Annotated in this window: 15 protein-coding genes; 11 read left to right on the top strand and 4 right to left on the bottom strand. The window is 45.1% G+C overall.

Translation table 11 applies throughout. From position 1 onward, the window contains the following. Positions 1-165 precede the first annotated feature (165 nt). From U5K72_05390 to U5K72_05365, 6 genes are all read left to right on the top strand, one after another. Entirely contained in the window at positions 166-3,243 is a 3,078-nt protein-coding gene (locus U5K72_05390) for a basic secretory protein-like protein (protein ID MDZ7718238.1), read from the top strand. A 223-nt stretch (positions 3,244-3,466) separates the two neighbouring features. Then, positions 3,467-3,946 carry a hypothetical protein gene (locus tag U5K72_05385; GenBank protein ID MDZ7718237.1) on the top strand — a complete coding sequence of 160 codons (480 nt, stop codon included), beginning with the start codon at positions 3,467-3,469 and terminating at the stop codon, positions 3,944-3,946. A gap of 156 nt (positions 3,947-4,102) precedes the next feature. Continuing rightward, positions 4,103-4,747: a hypothetical protein gene (locus tag U5K72_05380; protein ID MDZ7718236.1), complete on the top strand. Its 645-nt coding sequence runs from the start codon at positions 4,103-4,105 to the stop codon at positions 4,745-4,747. Next, positions 4,731-5,561 carry a hypothetical protein gene (locus tag U5K72_05375; GenBank protein ID MDZ7718235.1) on the top strand — a complete coding sequence of 277 codons (831 nt, stop codon included), beginning with the start codon at positions 4,731-4,733 and terminating at the stop codon, positions 5,559-5,561. The genes U5K72_05380 and U5K72_05375 overlap by 17 nt, the downstream gene beginning before the upstream one ends. A 243-nt stretch (positions 5,562-5,804) precedes the next feature. Continuing rightward, a complete protein-coding gene (locus tag U5K72_05370) occupies positions 5,805-6,260 on the top strand; it encodes a hypothetical protein (protein MDZ7718234.1) in 456 nt (151 codons plus the stop codon). Further along, a complete protein-coding gene (locus U5K72_05365) occupies positions 6,247-6,453 on the top strand; it encodes a hypothetical protein (protein ID MDZ7718233.1) in 207 nt (68 codons plus the stop codon). The genes U5K72_05370 and U5K72_05365 overlap by 14 nt, the downstream gene beginning before the upstream one ends. A 100-nt stretch (positions 6,454-6,553) precedes the next feature. Here U5K72_05365 and U5K72_05360 read toward each other — a convergent pair whose 3' ends face one another. Continuing rightward, the gene (locus U5K72_05360) at positions 6,554-6,724 is read right to left on the bottom strand and encodes a hypothetical protein (GenBank protein ID MDZ7718232.1); all 171 of its coding nucleotides are present in this window, start codon (positions 6,722-6,724) and stop codon (positions 6,554-6,556) included. A gap of 172 nt (positions 6,725-6,896) precedes the next feature. On the opposite strand from U5K72_05360, the gene U5K72_05355 reads away from it, so the two are divergent. Continuing rightward, on the top strand, positions 6,897-7,295 hold the full coding sequence (locus tag U5K72_05355; GenBank protein MDZ7718231.1) for a hypothetical protein: 399 nt from the start codon (positions 6,897-6,899) through the stop codon (positions 7,293-7,295). A gap of 311 nt (positions 7,296-7,606) precedes the next feature. Beyond that, positions 7,607-8,161, top strand: a complete 555-nt coding sequence (locus U5K72_05350) for a transposase (GenBank protein ID MDZ7718230.1) — start codon at positions 7,607-7,609, stop codon at positions 8,159-8,161. A 228-nt stretch (positions 8,162-8,389) separates the two neighbouring features. Here U5K72_05350 and U5K72_05345 read toward each other — a convergent pair whose 3' ends face one another. Further along, positions 8,390-9,988: an AbgT family transporter gene (locus tag U5K72_05345; protein ID MDZ7718229.1), complete on the bottom strand. Its 1,599-nt coding sequence runs from the start codon at positions 9,986-9,988 to the stop codon at positions 8,390-8,392. A 654-nt stretch (positions 9,989-10,642) separates the two neighbouring features. Beyond that, a complete protein-coding gene (locus U5K72_05340) occupies positions 10,643-12,472 on the bottom strand; it encodes a glycoside hydrolase family 2 TIM barrel-domain containing protein (protein ID MDZ7718228.1) in 1,830 nt (609 codons plus the stop codon). 397 nt (positions 12,473-12,869) lie between these two features. Here U5K72_05340 and U5K72_05335 point away from each other — a divergent pair, with 397 nt between their 5' ends. Beyond that, entirely contained in the window at positions 12,870-13,052 is a 183-nt protein-coding gene (locus tag U5K72_05335) for a hypothetical protein (GenBank protein ID MDZ7718227.1), read from the top strand. A gap of 94 nt (positions 13,053-13,146) precedes the next feature. Next, the gene (locus tag U5K72_05330; GenBank protein MDZ7718226.1) at positions 13,147-14,538 is read left to right on the top strand and encodes an FAD-binding oxidoreductase; all 1,392 of its coding nucleotides are present in this window, start codon (positions 13,147-13,149) and stop codon (positions 14,536-14,538) included. A 561-nt stretch (positions 14,539-15,099) separates the two neighbouring features. On the opposite strand, the gene U5K72_05325 is transcribed toward U5K72_05330, so the two are convergent. After that, positions 15,100-17,256, bottom strand: a complete 2,157-nt coding sequence (locus U5K72_05325) for a tetratricopeptide repeat protein (protein MDZ7718225.1) — start codon at positions 17,254-17,256, stop codon at positions 15,100-15,102. A gap of 293 nt (positions 17,257-17,549) precedes the next feature. Here U5K72_05325 and U5K72_05320 point away from each other — a divergent pair, with 293 nt between their 5' ends. Then, complete coding sequence (locus U5K72_05320; protein ID MDZ7718224.1) at positions 17,550-18,587, top strand: hypothetical protein; 1,038 nt, start codon at positions 17,550-17,552, stop codon at positions 18,585-18,587. Positions 18,588-19,549 lie beyond the last annotated feature (962 nt).

The raw sequence follows: 19,549 nt of genomic DNA, 5'->3' as shown, positions 1-19,549 counted from the left end.
GGCAGGTTGTAAAACCCATGCATCTCAATTTTTTTAAAAATCCTTCTCTCTTATACGTATCTATCTGTATTTAAGTGGTTATTTTACAGGAACTTAATTGAAGGTGAAATCATTATGTAATATGATATAAAACTTGAATTTTTAAAATTCATTCGATCATTACAAATGATTTCTCGAAAGTTATTCCTGGCAAGTTTAGCAATAATTTTCATCTTAGTTCCCTTCTCTGCGGAGGCCCAGTATTTTGGCCGAAATAATGTTCAGTATGAAAATTTTAATTATAAAATACTTCATACCGAACATTTCGATATCTATCATTATCCCAAAGAAGCTGAGGCAACAGCAGATATCGGCATTCTGGCTGAACGCTGGTATAAACGCCATTCGGTAACACTTGATCACTCCCTGAAATCCAAAAATCCGTTAATTATCTATGCCAATCATGCCGATTTTCAGCAAAATAATATTGTACCTCAAGTAGGTGTCGGCACCGGCGGTGTAACGGAAGGCCTTCGGAACCGGGTTGTTATGCCATTTGCTGAGGCGAACAGCAGTACCAATCATGTTCTTGGCCATGAACTTGTGCATGCATTTCAGTACGATATTGCACGCCAGGATAAGATTGGCGGAATCCGTGCAACCAGCCAAATGCCTTTGTGGTTCATTGAGGGAATGGCAGAGTACTTATCAGTTGGAGCCGAAGACACCCATACTGCTATGTGGATGCGAAGTGCTCTTTTGAATGATGATCTGCCCTCCATTAAAGATCTTTCCAATCCGCAAGAGTATTTCCCCTACCGATATGGACACTCCGTTTGGACCTATATCGCCGGCCAGTGGGGAGACCAGGCTGTTTCGAAATTATATGTAAGGTCGGCACAAAAAGGGCTTGAAAAAGGTTTTAAACAAGTGCTGGGAATCTCACGGGATTCGGTTTCAACACTGTGGCAAAATTCTATTCGGGAAAAGTATTCTGATGATATCAAAAATCGTACCCACCCGGAAGAAGTTGGGGAACCGATTCTTGGTAAAAAGGAAGATACCGGTAGTATCAATGTTTCTCCCTCACTCAGTCCGAATGGCGAATATGTGGTATTTATTTCAGAAAGAAATTTATTTTCGATTGAACTCTTTCTTGCTGATGCCAAAACCGGTGAGATTATTCGAAAATTAACCTCTACAATTACAGATCCGCACCTGAGTGCTCTTCGATTTATCGAATCTTCTGGCAGCTGGTCTCCGGATAACAATACATTTGCCGCAGTTGTATTTTCTAAAGGCGATAACCAGATCACTCTGATCAATATTCATAACGGGAAAGTAGAACGGCAACTCAGTTTTGGTGATGTAGATGCCATTACCAATCCGGCTTGGTCGCCCGATGGAAGCAAAATAGCCTTCTCAGGTTCGGATGGTGGTTATACCGATCTTTATATCTACAATCTTGAAACCGATTCACTCCGAAATGTTACACAGGATCGTCATTCAGACTTGCAGCCTACCTGGTCACCCGATAGTGAACGAATAGCTTTTGTGACGGACCGGGGAAGTAAGACGGATTTGGAGAACATGATTTTTGGCAACATGAAAATCGCTGAACTAAACCTCCGTACTCAACAAATTCGAATGATTCCATCTTTTGAAAACGCCAAGCATATCAATCCGAAATACAGTAAAGATGGGTCTTCTCTGTATTATATCTCTGATTACCAGGGATTCAGCGATATTTTTCGGTTTGATTTTGAAACTGGTCAGCGATACCGGGTTACAAATGTTAGTACCGGCATTTCCGGGATCAGTAAACTTTCTCCTGTTCTCACTGTGGCATCAAATACCGGGGAGATGATGGCTACCGTATTTAATGATTCCAATTACAAAATTCACCGAATTAGTGAGGAGAAGCAACAAGACGTTCCACTATCTGGTGAATCTGCCATTGTTGAATCTGGCCAGCTTCCAGGCTCGGGCCAACAGGGCAACCAGATCGTACAGATGTATCTGAATAATCCCATGACTGATCTCCCGGATGATACCTCTTTTGGTGTTTCCGATTATACGCCTACTCTTCGTTTAGATGGAATCAGCGGTGGTGCCGGGGCAGGAGTTTCCAATCAATTCGGGGTTGGAGTTGCCGGTGGTGTTACAGCGAGCTTTAGCGATATGTTAAATCAGCATCAGCTTGTAACCTCATTACGAGTACAGGGGCGGTTAAAAGATATCGCAGGACAGGTTGCATATCTCAATCAGGATAATCGATTTATCTGGGGTGGATCTATCACCCATCAAACCTATAGAAGTACCCGAACCGGAATTTCCAGAAACGATACTACCAGGGTAGACGGAGAACCTGTTGTTGCTCCTGAGTCAGTCATCCGTTTGAATCAGCGAATTTTTCGTGAACGGGTAAATGCCCTGGGTAAGTATCCGCTTTCGCAAACGCAACGGTTTGAATTTTCCGGCGGCTGGACTCATCTCTGGTACCAGTTTGAACAAGAACAGATCTATTTTTCGGGTCGCGGAATTCCTTTCAAACGGGAAACCACCGAATCCGCAATCGACGAACCAGATCCTTTAAACCTCTTTACCAGCTCGGCTGCCTATGTAAGTGACAATTCAATTTTTGCATTTACCGGCCCGATCCAGGGCCACCGGATGCGGCTGGAAGCTGAACAGACCTTTGGTTCACTCAGTTACCTAACTGCAACTGCCGACTACAGGAAATATTTCTACTTTGAACCGCTCACACTCGGATTTCGTGCTCTTCACTACGGACGATATGCCTCCGATGCAGAAGATGGCCGTTTAAACCCGATATTTCTTGGAAATGAACGGTTTGTTCGCGGATATAACATCGGATCATTTTCCGCCCGGGAGTGCCGAGACTCAGCCGGGAACAGTTGTCCCGAATTCGACAGACTCTTCGGAAGCCGGCTTGCCATTGCCAATGCTGAGCTACGGATGCCGATACTTGGAGTTGAAGATCTTGCGCTGTTTCGATCCAGAACCATTCCAACCACTCTTTCTGCATTTTTTGACGGCGGATTGGCTTGGTCGAACTCACGAAGCCCGGACTTTCGATGGACTACAGATGAAACCTCTGATAATGTTCCCGTCTTCAGTACAGGGTTGAGTGCCAGGGTAAATATCCTGGGCTACCTGGTTGCAGAACTATACTACGCAATTCCTTTCCAGCGGCCGGATAAAAGCGGATACTTTGGCTTTCAAATCTCGCCGGGTTGGTAAACACAAACGTAAAATCTCAGACATACCAAATTTGTGGCCTATAGGTTAAGCAATCTATCTTGATGATCCACGGCCTCCGACTGCTATTTTATATTTGCTGCATGTTTCCGTAGTACCGATCCCCCGGAGCTATCTGCCTTTTCACTTTTGCCATTTCCCTTTGCAATCATCTCCATTTCTTTTAATTTGGTACAGCTTTCAAAAAGAGATCAACTCAAATACCATGACTCTTCCATTCAAACAAAAAGATATTTATCTCGGCCTGGCGGAGATCCATGGATTGCTGCGTATTGCTGATCAATCGTTGGAACTGGAGTACAAAGTAAAAGATACGACACTGGGTTTTCTGGATTCGGACGTAAAATCGTGCCGCATTCCGTTAGGAATTATTGATTCGATTGAGGTTGAGAAAAAGTGGTTTTCAGGGTTTTTTGATATAACCTTAAACCGAATACCCAACCTCGACAATCCATTTCAGTTGGAGGGAAATCATCTGAAACTATCCGTAAAAAAGAATGATCTTGAGAAAGCCCGGTCATTTCGGTCAAAACTGATGTATGAAATTCTTGAACGAAAGCTTGAGAGTCTCGATGAGGATGAAAAGAAGGAGTTCAGCCGCCAAAACAAAAAACAAACAGGTTCGCGGAAAACCACTCAAAGAAGTAATACCGACGGTCTTGAGAATATGCTTCGGGAAGATTAGGGAATTGAACCTCCCACAAGCGAGAGTATCTGTTTAGCGGCCGGGCAGTGTCGCAAACCGTGGTTGCCATTGCAAGATGGAAAATTTCTCTCCTTTTTGCTTTTTTCACCAAAAAGAACTTGATTCCCTTTATAAATTCAATCAAACCAAGAGTGTATGACAAAAGAGCTGGGATATATCATAGCAGGGATCTTGGGCGTAGCAGCATCAGCCGGGGTCTCGTTCGTAACGGGAAATATCTGGTCCGGATTTCTAACCGCTATTTTAATTGGCGTACTTTATCTAATCATAATGGATCGAAAGCTCATTCAACCGTTAGAGAACTCGAGTCAAAAAGTTGCCCTTCGCGTTCTCATCGTTTTGTTGGTATTGGCTCAATCGTTTGCTGCTTACGTGGTTTATGACCGCAGTCAATTCACCGAAAGCAACCTGGTTAAAATAAGAGCCACTATCGATGAAGGCATTTCAAAAGTAAGAACACAGGAAGTGCTTTTGGAAACGCTGAAACACTACACGTCTCAGCCTGAGGATGCCAGCACCACAATCGCATCTTCATTCAGAGAAGTAATGGGAGACAAGTTAAATGACGATGGTTCCATTGATTTGTCGGAACCCGGTGTACAAACAGATATCTATTTTGAATACGAAATCGTCTCTCCTGATGAGGTGGCAATCACTGCAAGTGCGAAGATCGGCCAGGGGCAAAACCCTGAATTTGTGAATGTGAATTCTCAAACCGGCAAATACCAGGCTGTTGCAACCTTAACTCCAAACGGGATCAGCTATGAACGAGAGAACTAAAATTATTGTAAACTGGGTTATTCCAATCATTATCGCGGGAATCGTGCTGCTTTTGATTCTGGTACCGAATGCTTTTGAGCCATTTTCTAATGCCGCTCAATGGATTGGCCATTTATTGACTGATCCCTCTGCGATGCTACATGGGTATGCCGCTCGAAACGCCATCAATCAGTTTGGAGGCGATATGAGCATGGAAGGATTCAATTCTGCATTATTGTATGGGTTGATGGGAATCGCTGTGATCTTTGTTCTGGCTCCATCCCTGATGATTTTTGGATATAAGAAAAGTAACCATTCTGATGGGGTCCTTTACCCCATAACCTGGCATCTTGGTACGGGGATTGTGATTGCAGCACTTAGTATCGGAGTTTATTCATCTGTAAGTTGGGTCAATTCTAATGAAGCAATATCTGAGTATGCTGATCGGCAGCAGGCATCTGACCAGCTTCAGTTTGAGATGTTTGATCTCTATTTCGATGCATCTGCCAAAGCCATACTGCCACAAGAGAAAGGAGGTGGCGGTGGACAATTCACAACATTTGTCGCAGACGACGGCTCCACCCGACCTATCCAATTGAGTGATTTGGACCGGTACAACCCAGACAGCAAGTTCAATTTTGTGATTTCTGAGAACATCACCGACTCAACAATTACCATTATCGGTATTTCTAACCTTGAAGGTAATAACCCGGATTTTCAAAATGCTGATGGAACTACCGGCCACATTGAGATGAGGCTTACTGTAAATCCATACAAGGATTCCGGTATCAATGTGAAACGGGAGAATGAGTGGCTGTATGCTACAAATGAGTAATGAAGTGAGGTTGCTGTCGTAAATCTAAGAATCGTACTGAAACAGGCACAAACGGGATATTGAAATAGGCAATAGGCACAAGCGAGACGCTTGCGCCATTTCGTTTCTTAATTTAGAATAGCGCGAGCGTCTCGCTCGTGCTTTCAACTTAACTCACATCTCATATCTGACCTATCTCCTTTTTTGCTTTTTTCACCAAAAAGAGCGTGATTTGTATTGTAAATTCAATCTAACCAAGAGTGTATGACAAAAGAGTTGGGATATATCATAGCAGGGATCTTGGGCGTAGCAGCATCTGCCGGGGTCTCGTACGTAACGGGAAATATCTGGTCCGGATTTCTAACCGCTGTTTTAATTGGCGTACTTTATCTAATTATAATGAATCGAAAGCTCATTCAACCGTTAGAGAGCTCGAGTCAAAAAGTTGCCCTTCGCGTTCTCATCGTTTTGTTGGTATTGGCTCAATCGTTTGCTGCTTACGTGGTTTATGACCGCAGTCAATTTATGGAAAATAATTTAGCTGAAACACGATCCAGCATCGATGAAGGAAGCTCAAAAATTCATACTCAGGAAATACTTTTAGATACCTTTAAACACTATTACAGCCAGTCAGATCAGGACAGCACCACAATCGCATCTTCATTCAGAGAAGTAATGGGAGACAAGTTAAATGACGATGGTTCCATTGATTTGTCGTGAACCCGGTGTACAAACAGATAAATCGTATTTCGAATACGAAATCGTCTCTCCTGATGAGGTGGCAATCACTGCAAGTGCGAAGATCGGCCAGGGGCAAAACCCTGAATTTGTGAATGTGAATTCTCAAACCGGAAAATATCAGGCTTATGCAACATTAACTCCAAACGGTATCGACTATGAAAGAGAGAACTAAACCAATTTTGAACTGGGTGATAGCCAATCATTTATCGCCGGGAATCGTGCTGCTTTTGATTCTGGTACCGAAAGCCTTTGAGCCATTCTAGCCCTGCTGCTCAGAAGGATTGGCCATTTATGCTGACTGATCCCTCTGATGATGCTACATTGGGTATGCCACTCGAAACGCCATCAATCAGTTTGGAGGCGATATGAGCATGGAAGGATTCAATTCTGCATCTGATACGTATGGGTTGATGGGTATCGCTGTCATCTTTGTAATCTGGCACCAACATTGATCGATTTTCGGATATAGAAAAGTCGGAAACAGTCTGAATGGCGAACTTCGCCCATACTGCATGGCATCTGGGTACGGGGATTGTGACTGCATCGCGACTTGGTATCGGAGTTTATTCCTCAGTAAGCTTGGGTCTACTTCAATAAAGTGAGCTATGTTGCCTCATGCAGATCGGCAGCAGGCGTCTAGATCAGCTTCAGTTTGAGATGTTTGATCTTCATTTCGATGCATCTGCCAAAGCCATACTGCCACAAGAGAAAGGAGGTGGCGGTGGACATTTCACAACATTTGTCGCAGACGACGGCTCCACCCGACCTATCCAATTGAGTGATTTGGACCGGTACAACCCGGACAGCAAGTTCAATTTTGTGATTTCTGAGAACATCACCGACTCAACAATTACCATTATCGGTATTTCGGACCTTGAAGGTAATAACCCGGATTTTCAAAATGCCGACGGTACTACCGGCCACATTCAGATGAGGCTTACTGTAAATCCATACAAGGATTCCGGTATCAATGTGAAACGGGAGAATGAGTGGCTGTATGCTACAAATGAGTAATGAAGTGAGGTTACTGTCGCAAATCTAAGAATCGGACTGAAACAGGCACAAGCGGGACGCTTGCGCCATTTCGATTCTTAATTTAGATATAGCGCGAGCGTCTCGCTCGTGCTTTGCGTAGACAACCTGCTCAAAACTGAAATGAGTATCCCACTCGTGCTATGCACTAAATTCAAATCTCAGGAATCTTTTTAGTGTCAGCGTATCACTTCTGCTGATCTTTTGTTTACAAGAATAATCAGTACGATAAGAATATTCTGTAAGGTTTTTCACTTTTTCGATTCATACTTATAAAAAACGTTTTCAGATCGATGAGTGAAAAGTTTAAAATTTTTGATGATAATCTTCCCTATTTCGTCACATTTACAGTTGTGAAATGGATTGATTTATTTACCAGGAATGAATACCGGAAGGTTATAATTAACAATCTTCAATATTGCCAAAAGAATAAAGGATTGATCATTTATGCGTATTGCATCATGACAAATCATATTCATTTAATTTTGAGCTCAAGTGATGAATCAAATCTAAGTAACACGATTCGAGACTTCCGTGGATTCACATCAAAAACACTCTTAGATGTCATCAAAAGCAACCCAAGAGAAAGTCGAAAGAAATGGCTTTTGAAGTCTTTTAGATTTGAAGGGAATAAAAGAAAATCGAATACAACTTATCAACTGTGGAAAAGAAACTTTCATCCACTTGAATTGGATAACCATTATTTGATCAAAGAAAAAATTGAATACATTCATCAAAATCCTGTAAAAGCAGGTTTTGTGTTTAAAGCAACTGATTATGTATTTAGTAGTGCTTCAGATTATTCTGGAAAGCAAGGGTTGATAAATGTTAGAAATATATTCGAGTGAAACAGGCACATGCGGGATATTGAAATAGGCAATAGGCACAAGCAATAGGTAATAGGCACAAGCGAGACGCTTGCGCCATTTCGTTTCGGGGCAGGCTGCTTGCGCCATTTCGATTCTTAATTTAGAATAGCGCAAGCGTCCTCGCTCTTACTTTCAACCTAACTCACATTTGTAATAGCGCGAGCGTCTCGCTCGTGCTTTCAACTTAACTCACATCTCATATCTGACCTACCCACCAGCCGGATAGGTGTAATACGCCTCAAAACTCAGTGGAATTCCAATCGCCCAGTAGACCAGCAGAAAGATGGTCCAGGTGATCATAAAAATAATAGCATACGGCAGCATCATTGAAATAAGTGTCCCGATTCCCGTATTCTTCACATAGCGCTGACAAAAGACAACCACGAGCGGGAAGTACGGTAGCAGCGGAGTGATAATATTTGAAACCGAATCACCGACACGATAGGCTGCCTGGGTCAGATCAGGTGAGATGCCGAGCTGCATCAGCATGGGGACAAAGATGGGAGCGATGAGTGCCCACTTGGCAGAAGCCGATCCAACCAGCAGATTCACAATTCCGCTCAAAAAAATGATTCCTACAACCGTCACTTGCCCCGGAAGAGCCAGTGCCTCCAGGAAATTAGCACCCTTCAGAGCCACCAACAGCCCGATATTCGATTTGCTAAATGCATCAATAAACAGTGCACAGAAAAAGGCCATCACGATGTAATACCCCATGCTCTCCATCGACTTGGTCATATTGTCGATCATATCCTTGGAGCTGCTGTATTTACCGGATACAAAACCATACACCACACCGGGAATCAGCAAAAGAATGAATATGAGCGGGACAATCGCCTGCATCAGCGGAGCCTCGAATGAGACCAAAGACATTTCGTCAGGATTCACCATATCCGGACCGCGAAGGGCAGAATCAGCCGGGTAAGCCCATGCAATTAACCCAATAATTCCCAACATCATCGCAGCAAAACCCCACCAGAAAGCGCGGCTTTCTTTATCGGTTACGGTCTCCATCTGGGGCATCTCATCTTCGTCACCGTCAATCTCAATTCCCTCGAGGCGCGGTTCTACAATTTTATCGGTGATGTACCAACCAACCGTTACAATCAAAACACTCGACGCACTCGTGAAATACCAGTTGTTGATGGGGTTCAGAGCCATCTCCGGGTTCAAAATCTGGGCGGCTTCCAGGGTAAAACTCATCAACAGCGGGTCGATAGCCGAGGGAATAAAATTTGCGGAAAACCCACCACTTACCCCCGCAAATGCAGCTGCAATTCCCGCCAGCGGATGTCGTCCAGCGGCATAGAAAATCACTCCTCCCAGCGGAATTACAAGGACATACCCGGCATCGGCGGCGGTGTGGCTGACAATCGCTATCAATATCAGCATGGGCGTTAGGAGTGACGGAGGTGTAAAGTTGAGCAGTTTTTTGAGGCCGGCATCAATCCAACCCGAGTGTTCTGCAACGCCAACACCGAGCATAGCTACAAGCACAATTCCCAGGGGTGCAAAAAGCACAAAGGTGTTCACCATATTCGCAAGGAAATCAGCCATATTTTCGCCTGTAAGCTGATTTTGTACCAGCAGTTCCTCACCGGTACGCGGATGCACCTCTCCAAAATCGATCGGTGCCAGGATTGCCGAAAGCACCCACACAATCACCAGCAGGATGAAGAACAACATAGCCGGATCGGGAAGCTTATTGCCCAGGGTTTCAATACCGTTTAGAAATTTATCAAATAGTGTTCCCCGGCCTTCGGACGATGGAGGCTTTGTTTGTGATTTCGTTTTCTCTTCGGTCACAACGGTTGTATTTGGTTAAGAAATGAATATTATTTGCAGAAAATACGAGAAATGGGATTGTTTGCAAGCAAAAAATGAATGCGTTATCGCGAAAGGAGTAGAACGATCTCTATGGATTCAATTCATGCTTTTCATGTTGAACTTAAGGCACAATTGGGAAATGGAACTAAATAGGGGGCACAAGCGGGACGCTTGCGCCATTTCGAGCTCCCTCGCAATGAGCTGATGGTTTTTTCCTCGTCGCCCCGAAGGCCGGGTTCTGGATATCTATTACCGTCAGTTTTAACTGACGGATCCGAGAGCCTGCAATCTTCAGGAGGGGCTTTAGCCGCATAGAGGATGGGGCTAAAGCCCATTTCTTGCTTAGGACCTCCAGCCGTTGGCTGAAGCCAACGGTAATGGATAAAAGGATCATTCCAATAGTTCTCGTTTTTAATAGGAAGCCGGAGCTTCCAGGGTGCCGTGCCAAGGGGAAAAATAATACAAATGTCATCCTGAACTTGATTCAGGATCTCCATAATTAACCACGACCCGGAGATTCTGAGTCAAGCTCAGAATGACTCATAAACGTACACCGCCTCTTCCTTCGTCTGCCTTTTCACTTTTTCGTTTTGCCTTCTGCCCGTCTCACCTCTCAAATCTCATGTCTCAAATCTATTCAAGCGCCTCAATCACCTTCCGATTAATCTCTCTCACCCGTTCCGCATCCACCTTCATGCGCTTGCGGTCGTAGGTCATCAGACCGTTCACTTCTCCTTCAACATCCGTGGTTTGCGTATAAATGGCACCTGTAAATCCGCCGCTCACAAAGTCGATCAGCATTTCGGCGAAATTCACGTATTCGTCTGTCACTTCATCAACGGATTGATACGACACATAGCCCCAGTTCTCTTTTTCAGTGTCCCAAAGATGATTGTCCATCACCAGGCCGATGCCGCCGTACTCGCCCATCACGTTGGCTTTCATGCCGTCGTACAGGTGCATCTCCGGCGGTGGGTAGTTGTGCAGGTCCAGGATATCGCCCACGCCGGGAAAATGGTTTCCGCCCGATGCCGAATTCACCAGCCGCGAGGGATCCAGCTCTTTCGTCCACTCCGTAATCTCTTTGGTTCGAAACTGACCCCAGCCCTCGTTGAACGGCACCCACACCACGATACTTGGCTGGTTGTACAGGTAGTCGATCACCTCTTTCCACTCCTTCTTGTAGATCGCCTCCTCTTTCGGGGGACGCGTCAGCACTCCATCATCAAAAAACTGCGTTCGCTGCCAGTTGGGCTGGCCGCCACCGTTCGGCATATCCTGCCACACCAGCATCCCGAGCTCGTCGGCATGCATGTACCAGCGCGCCGGCTCCACTTTCACGTGCTTGCGGATCATGTTAAATCCAAGCTCTTTCGTCTTTTCGATGTCGTACTTCAGCGCCTCATCACTCGGTGCGGTGTAGAGCCCGTCCGGCCACCAGCCCTGGTCCAGCGTGCCGAACTGGAAATATTTTTCATTGTTCAGATGCAGCCGGAATTTTCCTTCGTCATCCCGCTCCATGCTGATTTTCCGCATCGCAAAATAGCTGTCGAAGCGATCCACCTCTTCCCCGTCGCGATGCAACACAATTTCCGTTCGATACAAAAACGGCGATTCCGGCGACCATAATTTCGCATCCGGAATAGGAATATCGAGCGATTGATCCACAGCTGATTTTTGCCGGGCCACAACCTCTCCCTCATCGCGGACAATCACTTCATACAGATCGCCGGGTTGAGCGTTTCGGGTGTCTACACTGAAGGTGACAATTCCCTTGTCGATGTCCGGTGTCTGCCTGAAATCCTGGATCGATGCTTCGCCGACCGGTTCCAGCCACACTGTTTGCCAGATTCCGGAGACCGGCGTGTAGTAAATTCCGCCCGGCTCATTCACCTGCTTGCCGCGCGGCTGACCCTCCTCATCCGTGGGATCCCACACTTTCACCACCAATGTCTGCGAACCGTCCGCCAGGTACGGCGTGATATCAAACGAAAACGGTGCATACCCGCCGGTGTGCGTACCAATTTTAATGTCGTTCAGCCACACCTCCGCTTTCCAGTCCACCGCTCCAAAGTGCAGAATAATATCCTTGCCGTTCCAGTCCGACGGAATCTCGATCTCCCGCTCGTACCAAAGTTCGTTCTCCGTGCCCAGCCGCTGCATCACCCCGGAGAGGCTCGACTCCACCGCAAACGGTACCAAAATCTCGCCGTCATAGGAATTCGGCGCCGGGCTGTTGACCGGACGAATGGCATAGTCCCACAACCCGTTCAGGTTCATCCACTCCTCCCGCTCCATCATCGGCCGCGGATAGGCATCCCACACATTTTCGGGATTCAGATTCTCACCCCACGTGGTTTTGATTTTATCTCCCGCCGGTTGCCAGGATTGGGCGTGAAGATTTAATGATGTGAATGTGAAGAGGAAAGTTATTAACAGTAGACAGAGTTTTTGAGCTCGCATAGAAAACAGGTTTGTTAGCTTGATTTGTTAGACATCGTATTCATTAATATCGCAGGAAAAGAGCAATATTTCATAAATTTATCTATCGGCTGACTGGATCCACCCCAACCCCCTGACATTACCCATGTAATTTTACTCAAACTGGCGCAAGTGTTAAATCCGGCATTTGAAAGCATATATTCAAATAATGTAGGATTTGTCTTGCAGGAAGAATCACTTTACTATCAGTAAGCCAAGGATGTCACTTGTGACTTTTACTAAGGAAAAGGGGCACAAGTGACGCTTCGCTTAACACTTGCACCAGACAGGGAATTCGAGGGTTAGTGGCAGAATCTTGATATTGGCTCCTTCGGCTGGCGATTTCCACCTGCGCAAGCTCATTTTTAAGATGAAGCTTATGATTACCAAAGCTTCGGTGGACAGGAATTTTTTTCCCGACAGGATGCCTTTGGCACACCTGCCGAATTTCAAACGTTCATATCAGCTTAAACCAAACAGCGGTGCAATCAGAATTGTTACTGAGGGAATGAACGATCACGCCGCGAATACACACAGAGAATTCTGTCATCCCGAATCATAATGTTCTTGCCACTTTTTTTGCAGATCTGAATTCTTATTATAAATTGTCAGTTACACCTTATCCTATTCGTTTTGTTTAATCCAATACAGTTGCTATGAGCTCATCAAAGATGGACAGTTCATTTTTTGATACACTTGCTAAAGATGTTAGCGGACCGGTTATTTTAAAAGGCGAATCTAACTATGAAGAGTTTAGAAAGGGCTGGAACGGTTTTTTCGACAAATTTCCCGCAGCTATCGTGCGCTGTGAAACTGAAGAAGACGTTGTTCAATCTGTCGAATTTGTGAAAAAACATGACCTTCCATTTTCGGTCAGAAGCGGAGGTCATGATTATGCCGGAAAATCCATTTGCGACGGCGGACTCGTGGTTGATCTCTCCCTTATGAAATCGATCGAAATTGATACGGCTGAAGAAGTGGCAATTGTTGGGCCGGGAGTTCGATGGGGTGAATTTGATGAAGCCGCACAAGAGCACGGCCTGGCAACGACCGGGGCAACGGTATCAACCGTTGGTATTGCCGGCTATACACTCGGCGGCGGGACCGGCTATCTTGCCCGGAAACATGGCCTGGCGCTGGATAACCTGTTGTCAGCGAGGATTGTGACGGCATCCGGGGAAGCAGTGCTGGCAAACGAACATCACAATCAAGATCTGTTCTGGGCCATTCGCGGTGGCGGCGGGAATTTCGGGATTGTAACTTCATTCGAATTCCAGCTCCACGAAACAGGTCCTGAGATTATGGCCGGCCAGGTAGTTTTCCCGATCAAGCAGGCCGGGGATGTGCTGCGGTTTTATCGTGAATTTATGGAGGATGCACCTGATGAACTGACCTGCTACGCATTTTTTCTGAATGCGCCTCCTATCGATGCATTCCCGGAAAAATTTCACGGCAAACCGGTTCTTTCACTGGTTATTGGTCACACGGGAGATATTAAAACTGCAACTAAAGAGCTCAGTCCGCTTCTCAATTTTGGCGATCCGATGTTGAATGCCGTAGAGCCTATGCCATATACAACGGCACAAAAAATGTTTGATGAGGGCATGGCAAGCGGAAACCGGTGGTATTCGAAAGCGCACTACATGAATGAGATTTCAGATGCTGCGATCAACACAGTTCTGGAACATACGGAACAGATCGCGGGGGCTTTATCGGTCGCCTATTTTGAACCAATGGGCGGCAAGATCAACAGGGTTGAACCGGAACTAACGGCATTTCCACATCGTGATGCTGCATATTCACTCCACATATTTGCCGGTTGGCCCGAATCGGCTCCGGATGAGGAGCCAATGAACTGGGTAAAAGAGTTCCATACTGCCATGTCGCCTTACTCCAGCGGCGGTGTATACGTCAACTTAATGGGCCAGGATGAAGAACGCCGGATACCTGACGCCTATGGTTCTAATTATGAAAGGCTGAAAAAGATCAAGAAAGAGTGGGACCCGCATAACCTGTTTCGGAGCAATCAGAATATTGAACCGGCGTAACTCGAACTTCCAGGTTCGAGAGGCTTGGAAACGAGTTGGAGAAGTTACCCCGAAATTTTTACTTCTTGAACTGTAAGTTTAATAAAATCAGAAGGATTCTTTTTTAAACAAGTGGAAATGCTCTTTGTTTGAAAGAAGACTACATAATAAGCCCCGAAGGGGCGTCATCAATAGCATGGGGTGAAACCCTATGAAAAATAACGCATTTCATTCGATCAGCCCTGAAAGGGCGTAAGCCCAAGAGATTGTCAGAGGAAAGCTTGCGCCCTTTCAGGGCTACACAATTCCTATGATTCCCAATACATAGGACTCCGTCCTATGCTATTGATGACGCCCCTTCGGGGCTTTTGATCGCAAAAACTCCTTGGTCCCGACGGTTCGGGACGTTTCAAAAACCGAGACAAATTTCATCGTCATTGCTAATTATTTGCTTAAAAAAATGGGGTAACTCCTCAACGAGTTGGGATTGACAGTTAATCCATAGGGATTCGGTTTGAATCATGGATTTATTCAAAACTGATTACTTGCTTATATCAGTATAATCGCAGCGGGTGCTTCGATTTACATTTCCCAGCTTGAATTTACACTGCTTAGTACTTTCTCAAAACGGTTGTCTTTTCGTATTCCTGATAAAAAATCGGGATAGAGATACCGGATGGTTGGTGTTGTGAAGGCACCCCAATGCTCTTCCTGATCAAATGCTTCAAATGCTTTATTATAATCTCCCACTGCAGCATAAACGAAACCGGCAGAGGCGTAATCGTCTGCCTGCAGAACTTTTTTGAAAAGCTCTTCAGCTCTGTTTCTTCGCTCTGTCTTATTGTAAATAATTGCCAGAGAAGCGACCCCCTCTGATGAAGATGGAGAGCTGTGTGGAGTTAAAAGCGTTAATGCTTCTTTTTGGGCCTGTTCAGCTTCTTCGTATTTGCCCAGGTGGTAGAGGATCAATCCCTCTATGAAGTGGATAACACCATATTCCGGTTCAATCTTTTTTGCAGTTTGAACTTCCTTGAGTGCTTTTTCCGGCTGGCCATTGGCCAGGTAAATTTGTCCCAGGTAAACCCGTGTGTAGGGTGAATGGGGATCAAGTGTCACTGCTTTTTCTGCGGGTTCAATCGACTCATCAAGCCGTCCCAGAACCATATTCATCCATCCAAGCCAGTTGTGTCCTTCCGCATATCCGGGTTGCAGTTCCACAGAGGTTTTGAATTCACGAAGTGCGTCCGGTCCGTTTTGCCTGCGCACATAGATGATTCCAAGTGCAGTGTGAGCTTCACCAAGTGTTGGATTCAGCGAAAGCGCCTTTACAGCCGATTCCATAGCATCCGTATGAGAAGACTTCTGAGGATAGTTGTACCACTCGGCCAGAATTTGCGCCTCAGCCAGGCCGGTCCATGCCTGCGCATAGTTTTTATCTTCGTCAATAGCCTGCCTGAAATAGCTGATCGCTTTCGTAATACCGGCTTCTGAGCGCTGACTCAGATGAAACCGTCCTTTGGTGTACAGCAGGTAGGCATCGAGGTTCTGGGTCGGTTCCGTTTCGCGCTGATCCGTATTTGTATTGGTAAATTGCCCTTTCAAACTCTCGGTAATTCGCCCGGCCAGTTCGCTTTGAATATCAAATATATTTTTTACCGTCAGTTCCCGGTCGAACGTCTCTGCCCAGAGATGGTCGTCTGTCTCAGCTTCAATCATCTGAATATTAAGCCGAATTCTGTTTTCGATCTGCTGAACCGACCCTTCAACAATAATTCGTACACCCAGTTCACGAGCAATTTCGGGAATCGGCTGATTGCTCTCTTCATACCGAAGAACAGATGTTCTGGATATCACCGATAGCTGCCTGTTGGCGGAGAGGCGGGTCAACAAGTCGTTGTGCAGACCTCTGGCAAAATGCAGGGTAGGTTCGTGGTTTCCCAGAACATCAAACGGAAGCACAGCCAAAGAGTTTTCATGTGTGGCTTTCAGATACTTTTTCTTCTTTTCAATTTCAGGTTTACTCTTCTCAATAAAATCAGAGAGCTCTTTTTTGATTGCAGATGGATTCTCTCCAAACTCATCGGCCATTTGCTTGGCGTGGCTGTTTATAATCTCAGAAATTTCAGATTGCTTATCCTCATACATGAGTGAGCGCAACAAGTCTTTAACTTTTTTTATGCTGAACGGATCTTCGCGGTAGAGGATCCTCCGGTACGTTACAGCCTCTCTATACTGCTGACTGCTCTCAAATTGTTGCGCTGCTTTTTCTGCGGCTTTCAGGTACTCATTATGGTAGTGATTACGATGAGTATCAAGCCACTGATCGAGTTCGGCGGAGGCTTTCGGAATATGAAGACCTTCCAGCAGCTTGCCCCGGTATAGTTTCAATGCTTTTTGCCAGTCATGATTCTCAATTGCGTTTTCAAAAGCAAAAACATCGCATTCAAAAAGTTCATTATTGACTCTCAGTTCTTCTGTACCCCTGGTTTCGATACAATTTTTGCCAAGCGTTTTTCTCAAATGGTAGAGCATATTGCTGAGAGCATTCCGTGCGCTCTTTTGTCCTTTCTCCGGCCAAAGCAGGGGGAGAATTCTGTCTCTTCGCTGAAAGCCGGTCGTTTTATTAATCAATAGAAAGGAGAGCAAAAACAATCGCTTGGGACCCGCAAGAAACGAGTGTTCCAGCTTGCCATCATGCGTTCGAAGTTCTGCAGGGCCAAGGATGTTGAGTTGATTCATAGGGATACGGGATCAGGTCTTAGATGACAATCTAAGAACTAAACGAGAGGAAGGAAAGAGCCGGGGGTTATTATGGAATCAAATTGGAAAGGCAGTCAACTGGCTGCTGGTTAGTTCAACAATCCAACTCATCATCATAAAACCAAAAAACGATGCACTCATTCATATCAAACACACTGCAAACCGTTAATAATGGCTCGGTAAAAGCCAACCCACAATTTTTATCGCTACAGTTATAAAGAATAAATCAAATCTTCAAAGCTAACGTCAATTTAAACAAATCTCTTATCATTATGTTTTACGTTATCAAGAATACAATTCTGTACACCAGTATGATGATGTTATTTTTTTCAACCTCCCAGCTTTTCTTAGGCTGCGACGATGAAAATGTAACATCAAGCGAGCAACCTATTGAGAACCTTGTGGAAGTTACAGCTACTCACAATCACGATGAAAATTTGCATCTTTTTGAGATGGATACCCAATCGATCTCATCCGGCTGGACTACGTTTGAGTTTAATAACGCATCGCATGTGGATCACTTTTTTGTGATCTATAAAGTTCCTGAGGCAGCCATCGAAGCCGCAAACGCAGCCGACGAACCGCTGCTCGATCACTGGTTCCAGGGAGTTACGGAACCGTTCCAGGTGGAGTTCAATCCCTATGCTGCGGGCGAAATAGAGTATGGGGAGTTTGTGGACAATCTTGTGGCACACATATCTGAAAAAGGGCCCTGGTTTTTAGATCCCGGTGCGCCCCCGATGGGTGGCCCTGGATTAACCGCCGCCAACAAAACGTCCGAAACCACGGTACACCTTGAGCCTGGAGAGTACATTGTGGAATGCTATGTGAAAGACGAAAACGAGCAGTTCCACTCTTACCTGGGTATGCTGGAACAACTGACCGTAACTGAAGAACAGTCGGGTGCAGAAGAGCCGGAACCGGATATGAATATTACCATTTCATCCACACAGGGAATTGTGGTGAATGGAAATCCTGAAAATGGATCACAAGTCGTTGAGGTCTTTTTTGAAGATCAGACAAGTTATGGTCACCTGCTCGGACACAACGTTCAGCTTGTAAAACTGAGTGACAACAGCGATCAGGAACTGATCGAATCTGTGATAGAGTGGATGAATTGGTCGAAGCCGGGCAGCCTCGTAAACACGGCGCCACAGGGTGCAGAGTTTATGGGTGGCACCATGGAAATGACGGGAGGATCAACCGCGTATATTCATGCCGATTTTGAACCGGGCGATTACGCATGGATTGCCGAAATTCCCGACCCGGTCAGCGCCAACATGCTGAAAACATTTACAATATCGGAATAGTCAAAATTATTTTCGTAACGTGTTTACCAGTAGGATTAAAAAATTCGAAACAGTCCCCCTTTGAAGGGGGAAAACGAACGGAGTGAGCAGGGGGATGACCAGATGAGTAATGATCATCCCCCATTGCCCCCTTCGAAGGGGGACACTCTTCAAAACAATCTCAACCGGTAAACGCGTTCTCGTAAACTTCAACATACATCACCGCAGTGTGATTTATGATGAAGGCGCTCCTCTGTTGACAGCGGGGAGCGCTCATTTTTTTCCTCCTGGTATTCATCCTGCTGCATCAGTACTTCACTGAACGAGAGCTTCCTCGCCTGCAAAAACCATCGCAGTGGTAGGTAAATCTTTAAGCCTGTCCTGAATTTACCCGGTAATATTCAGAAAAATTTTCGCCCGTCGGCTTCTTCCTGAATAACCTGGTTTCTGTTGATATAGGTTACAGGCAATCCCAAAACCCGGTTCTCCTAACAGAAGATTGTGCACTTTTTCTGCCGATTGTGCGAAGGGTTTTTGGATCATTGTTTTGAGGGGCAAATCTTGAATCTGATCCATTCTTCTTCGGATATAAATAACTGCTTTTGCTCATAGCCACTAATTAATTCTAATCACACTAACAATACACATTTTATCCATTTCTACTAATATAACGACAAGCATATTCCTATATATTGACGCCCCTCTGAAGATTAGACCGCTAAACCCAAAAAATTTAAAATTTCATTTTAGTTATTTTAGCAAGAACCAAAAAGAGAGAAATTTTACAGATTTTTTTGCCACAAATAATTTTGTAAGGGATAAAAAAATCAGGTTCATATAAATATTAAAAAGGCAAGAATTTTATACCTTTGAATTTGGGTGGCATGGAATCGACTTAATCTCAATGAATTGTCGGGTTATGTGGCTGCTGAGCCAGAGATTTGGGAATTGATTTTCATAGAGACTTCGACAATAGACCTAAG

The sequence above is a fragment of the Balneolaceae bacterium genome (assembly GCA_034521495.1).
In the GTDB taxonomy this organism is placed as follows: domain Bacteria; phylum Bacteroidota; class Rhodothermia; order Balneolales; family Balneolaceae; genus Rhodohalobacter.
The sequence above is the reverse complement of the archived record's forward strand: the minus strand, read 5'-3'. Positions and strand labels throughout refer to the sequence as shown.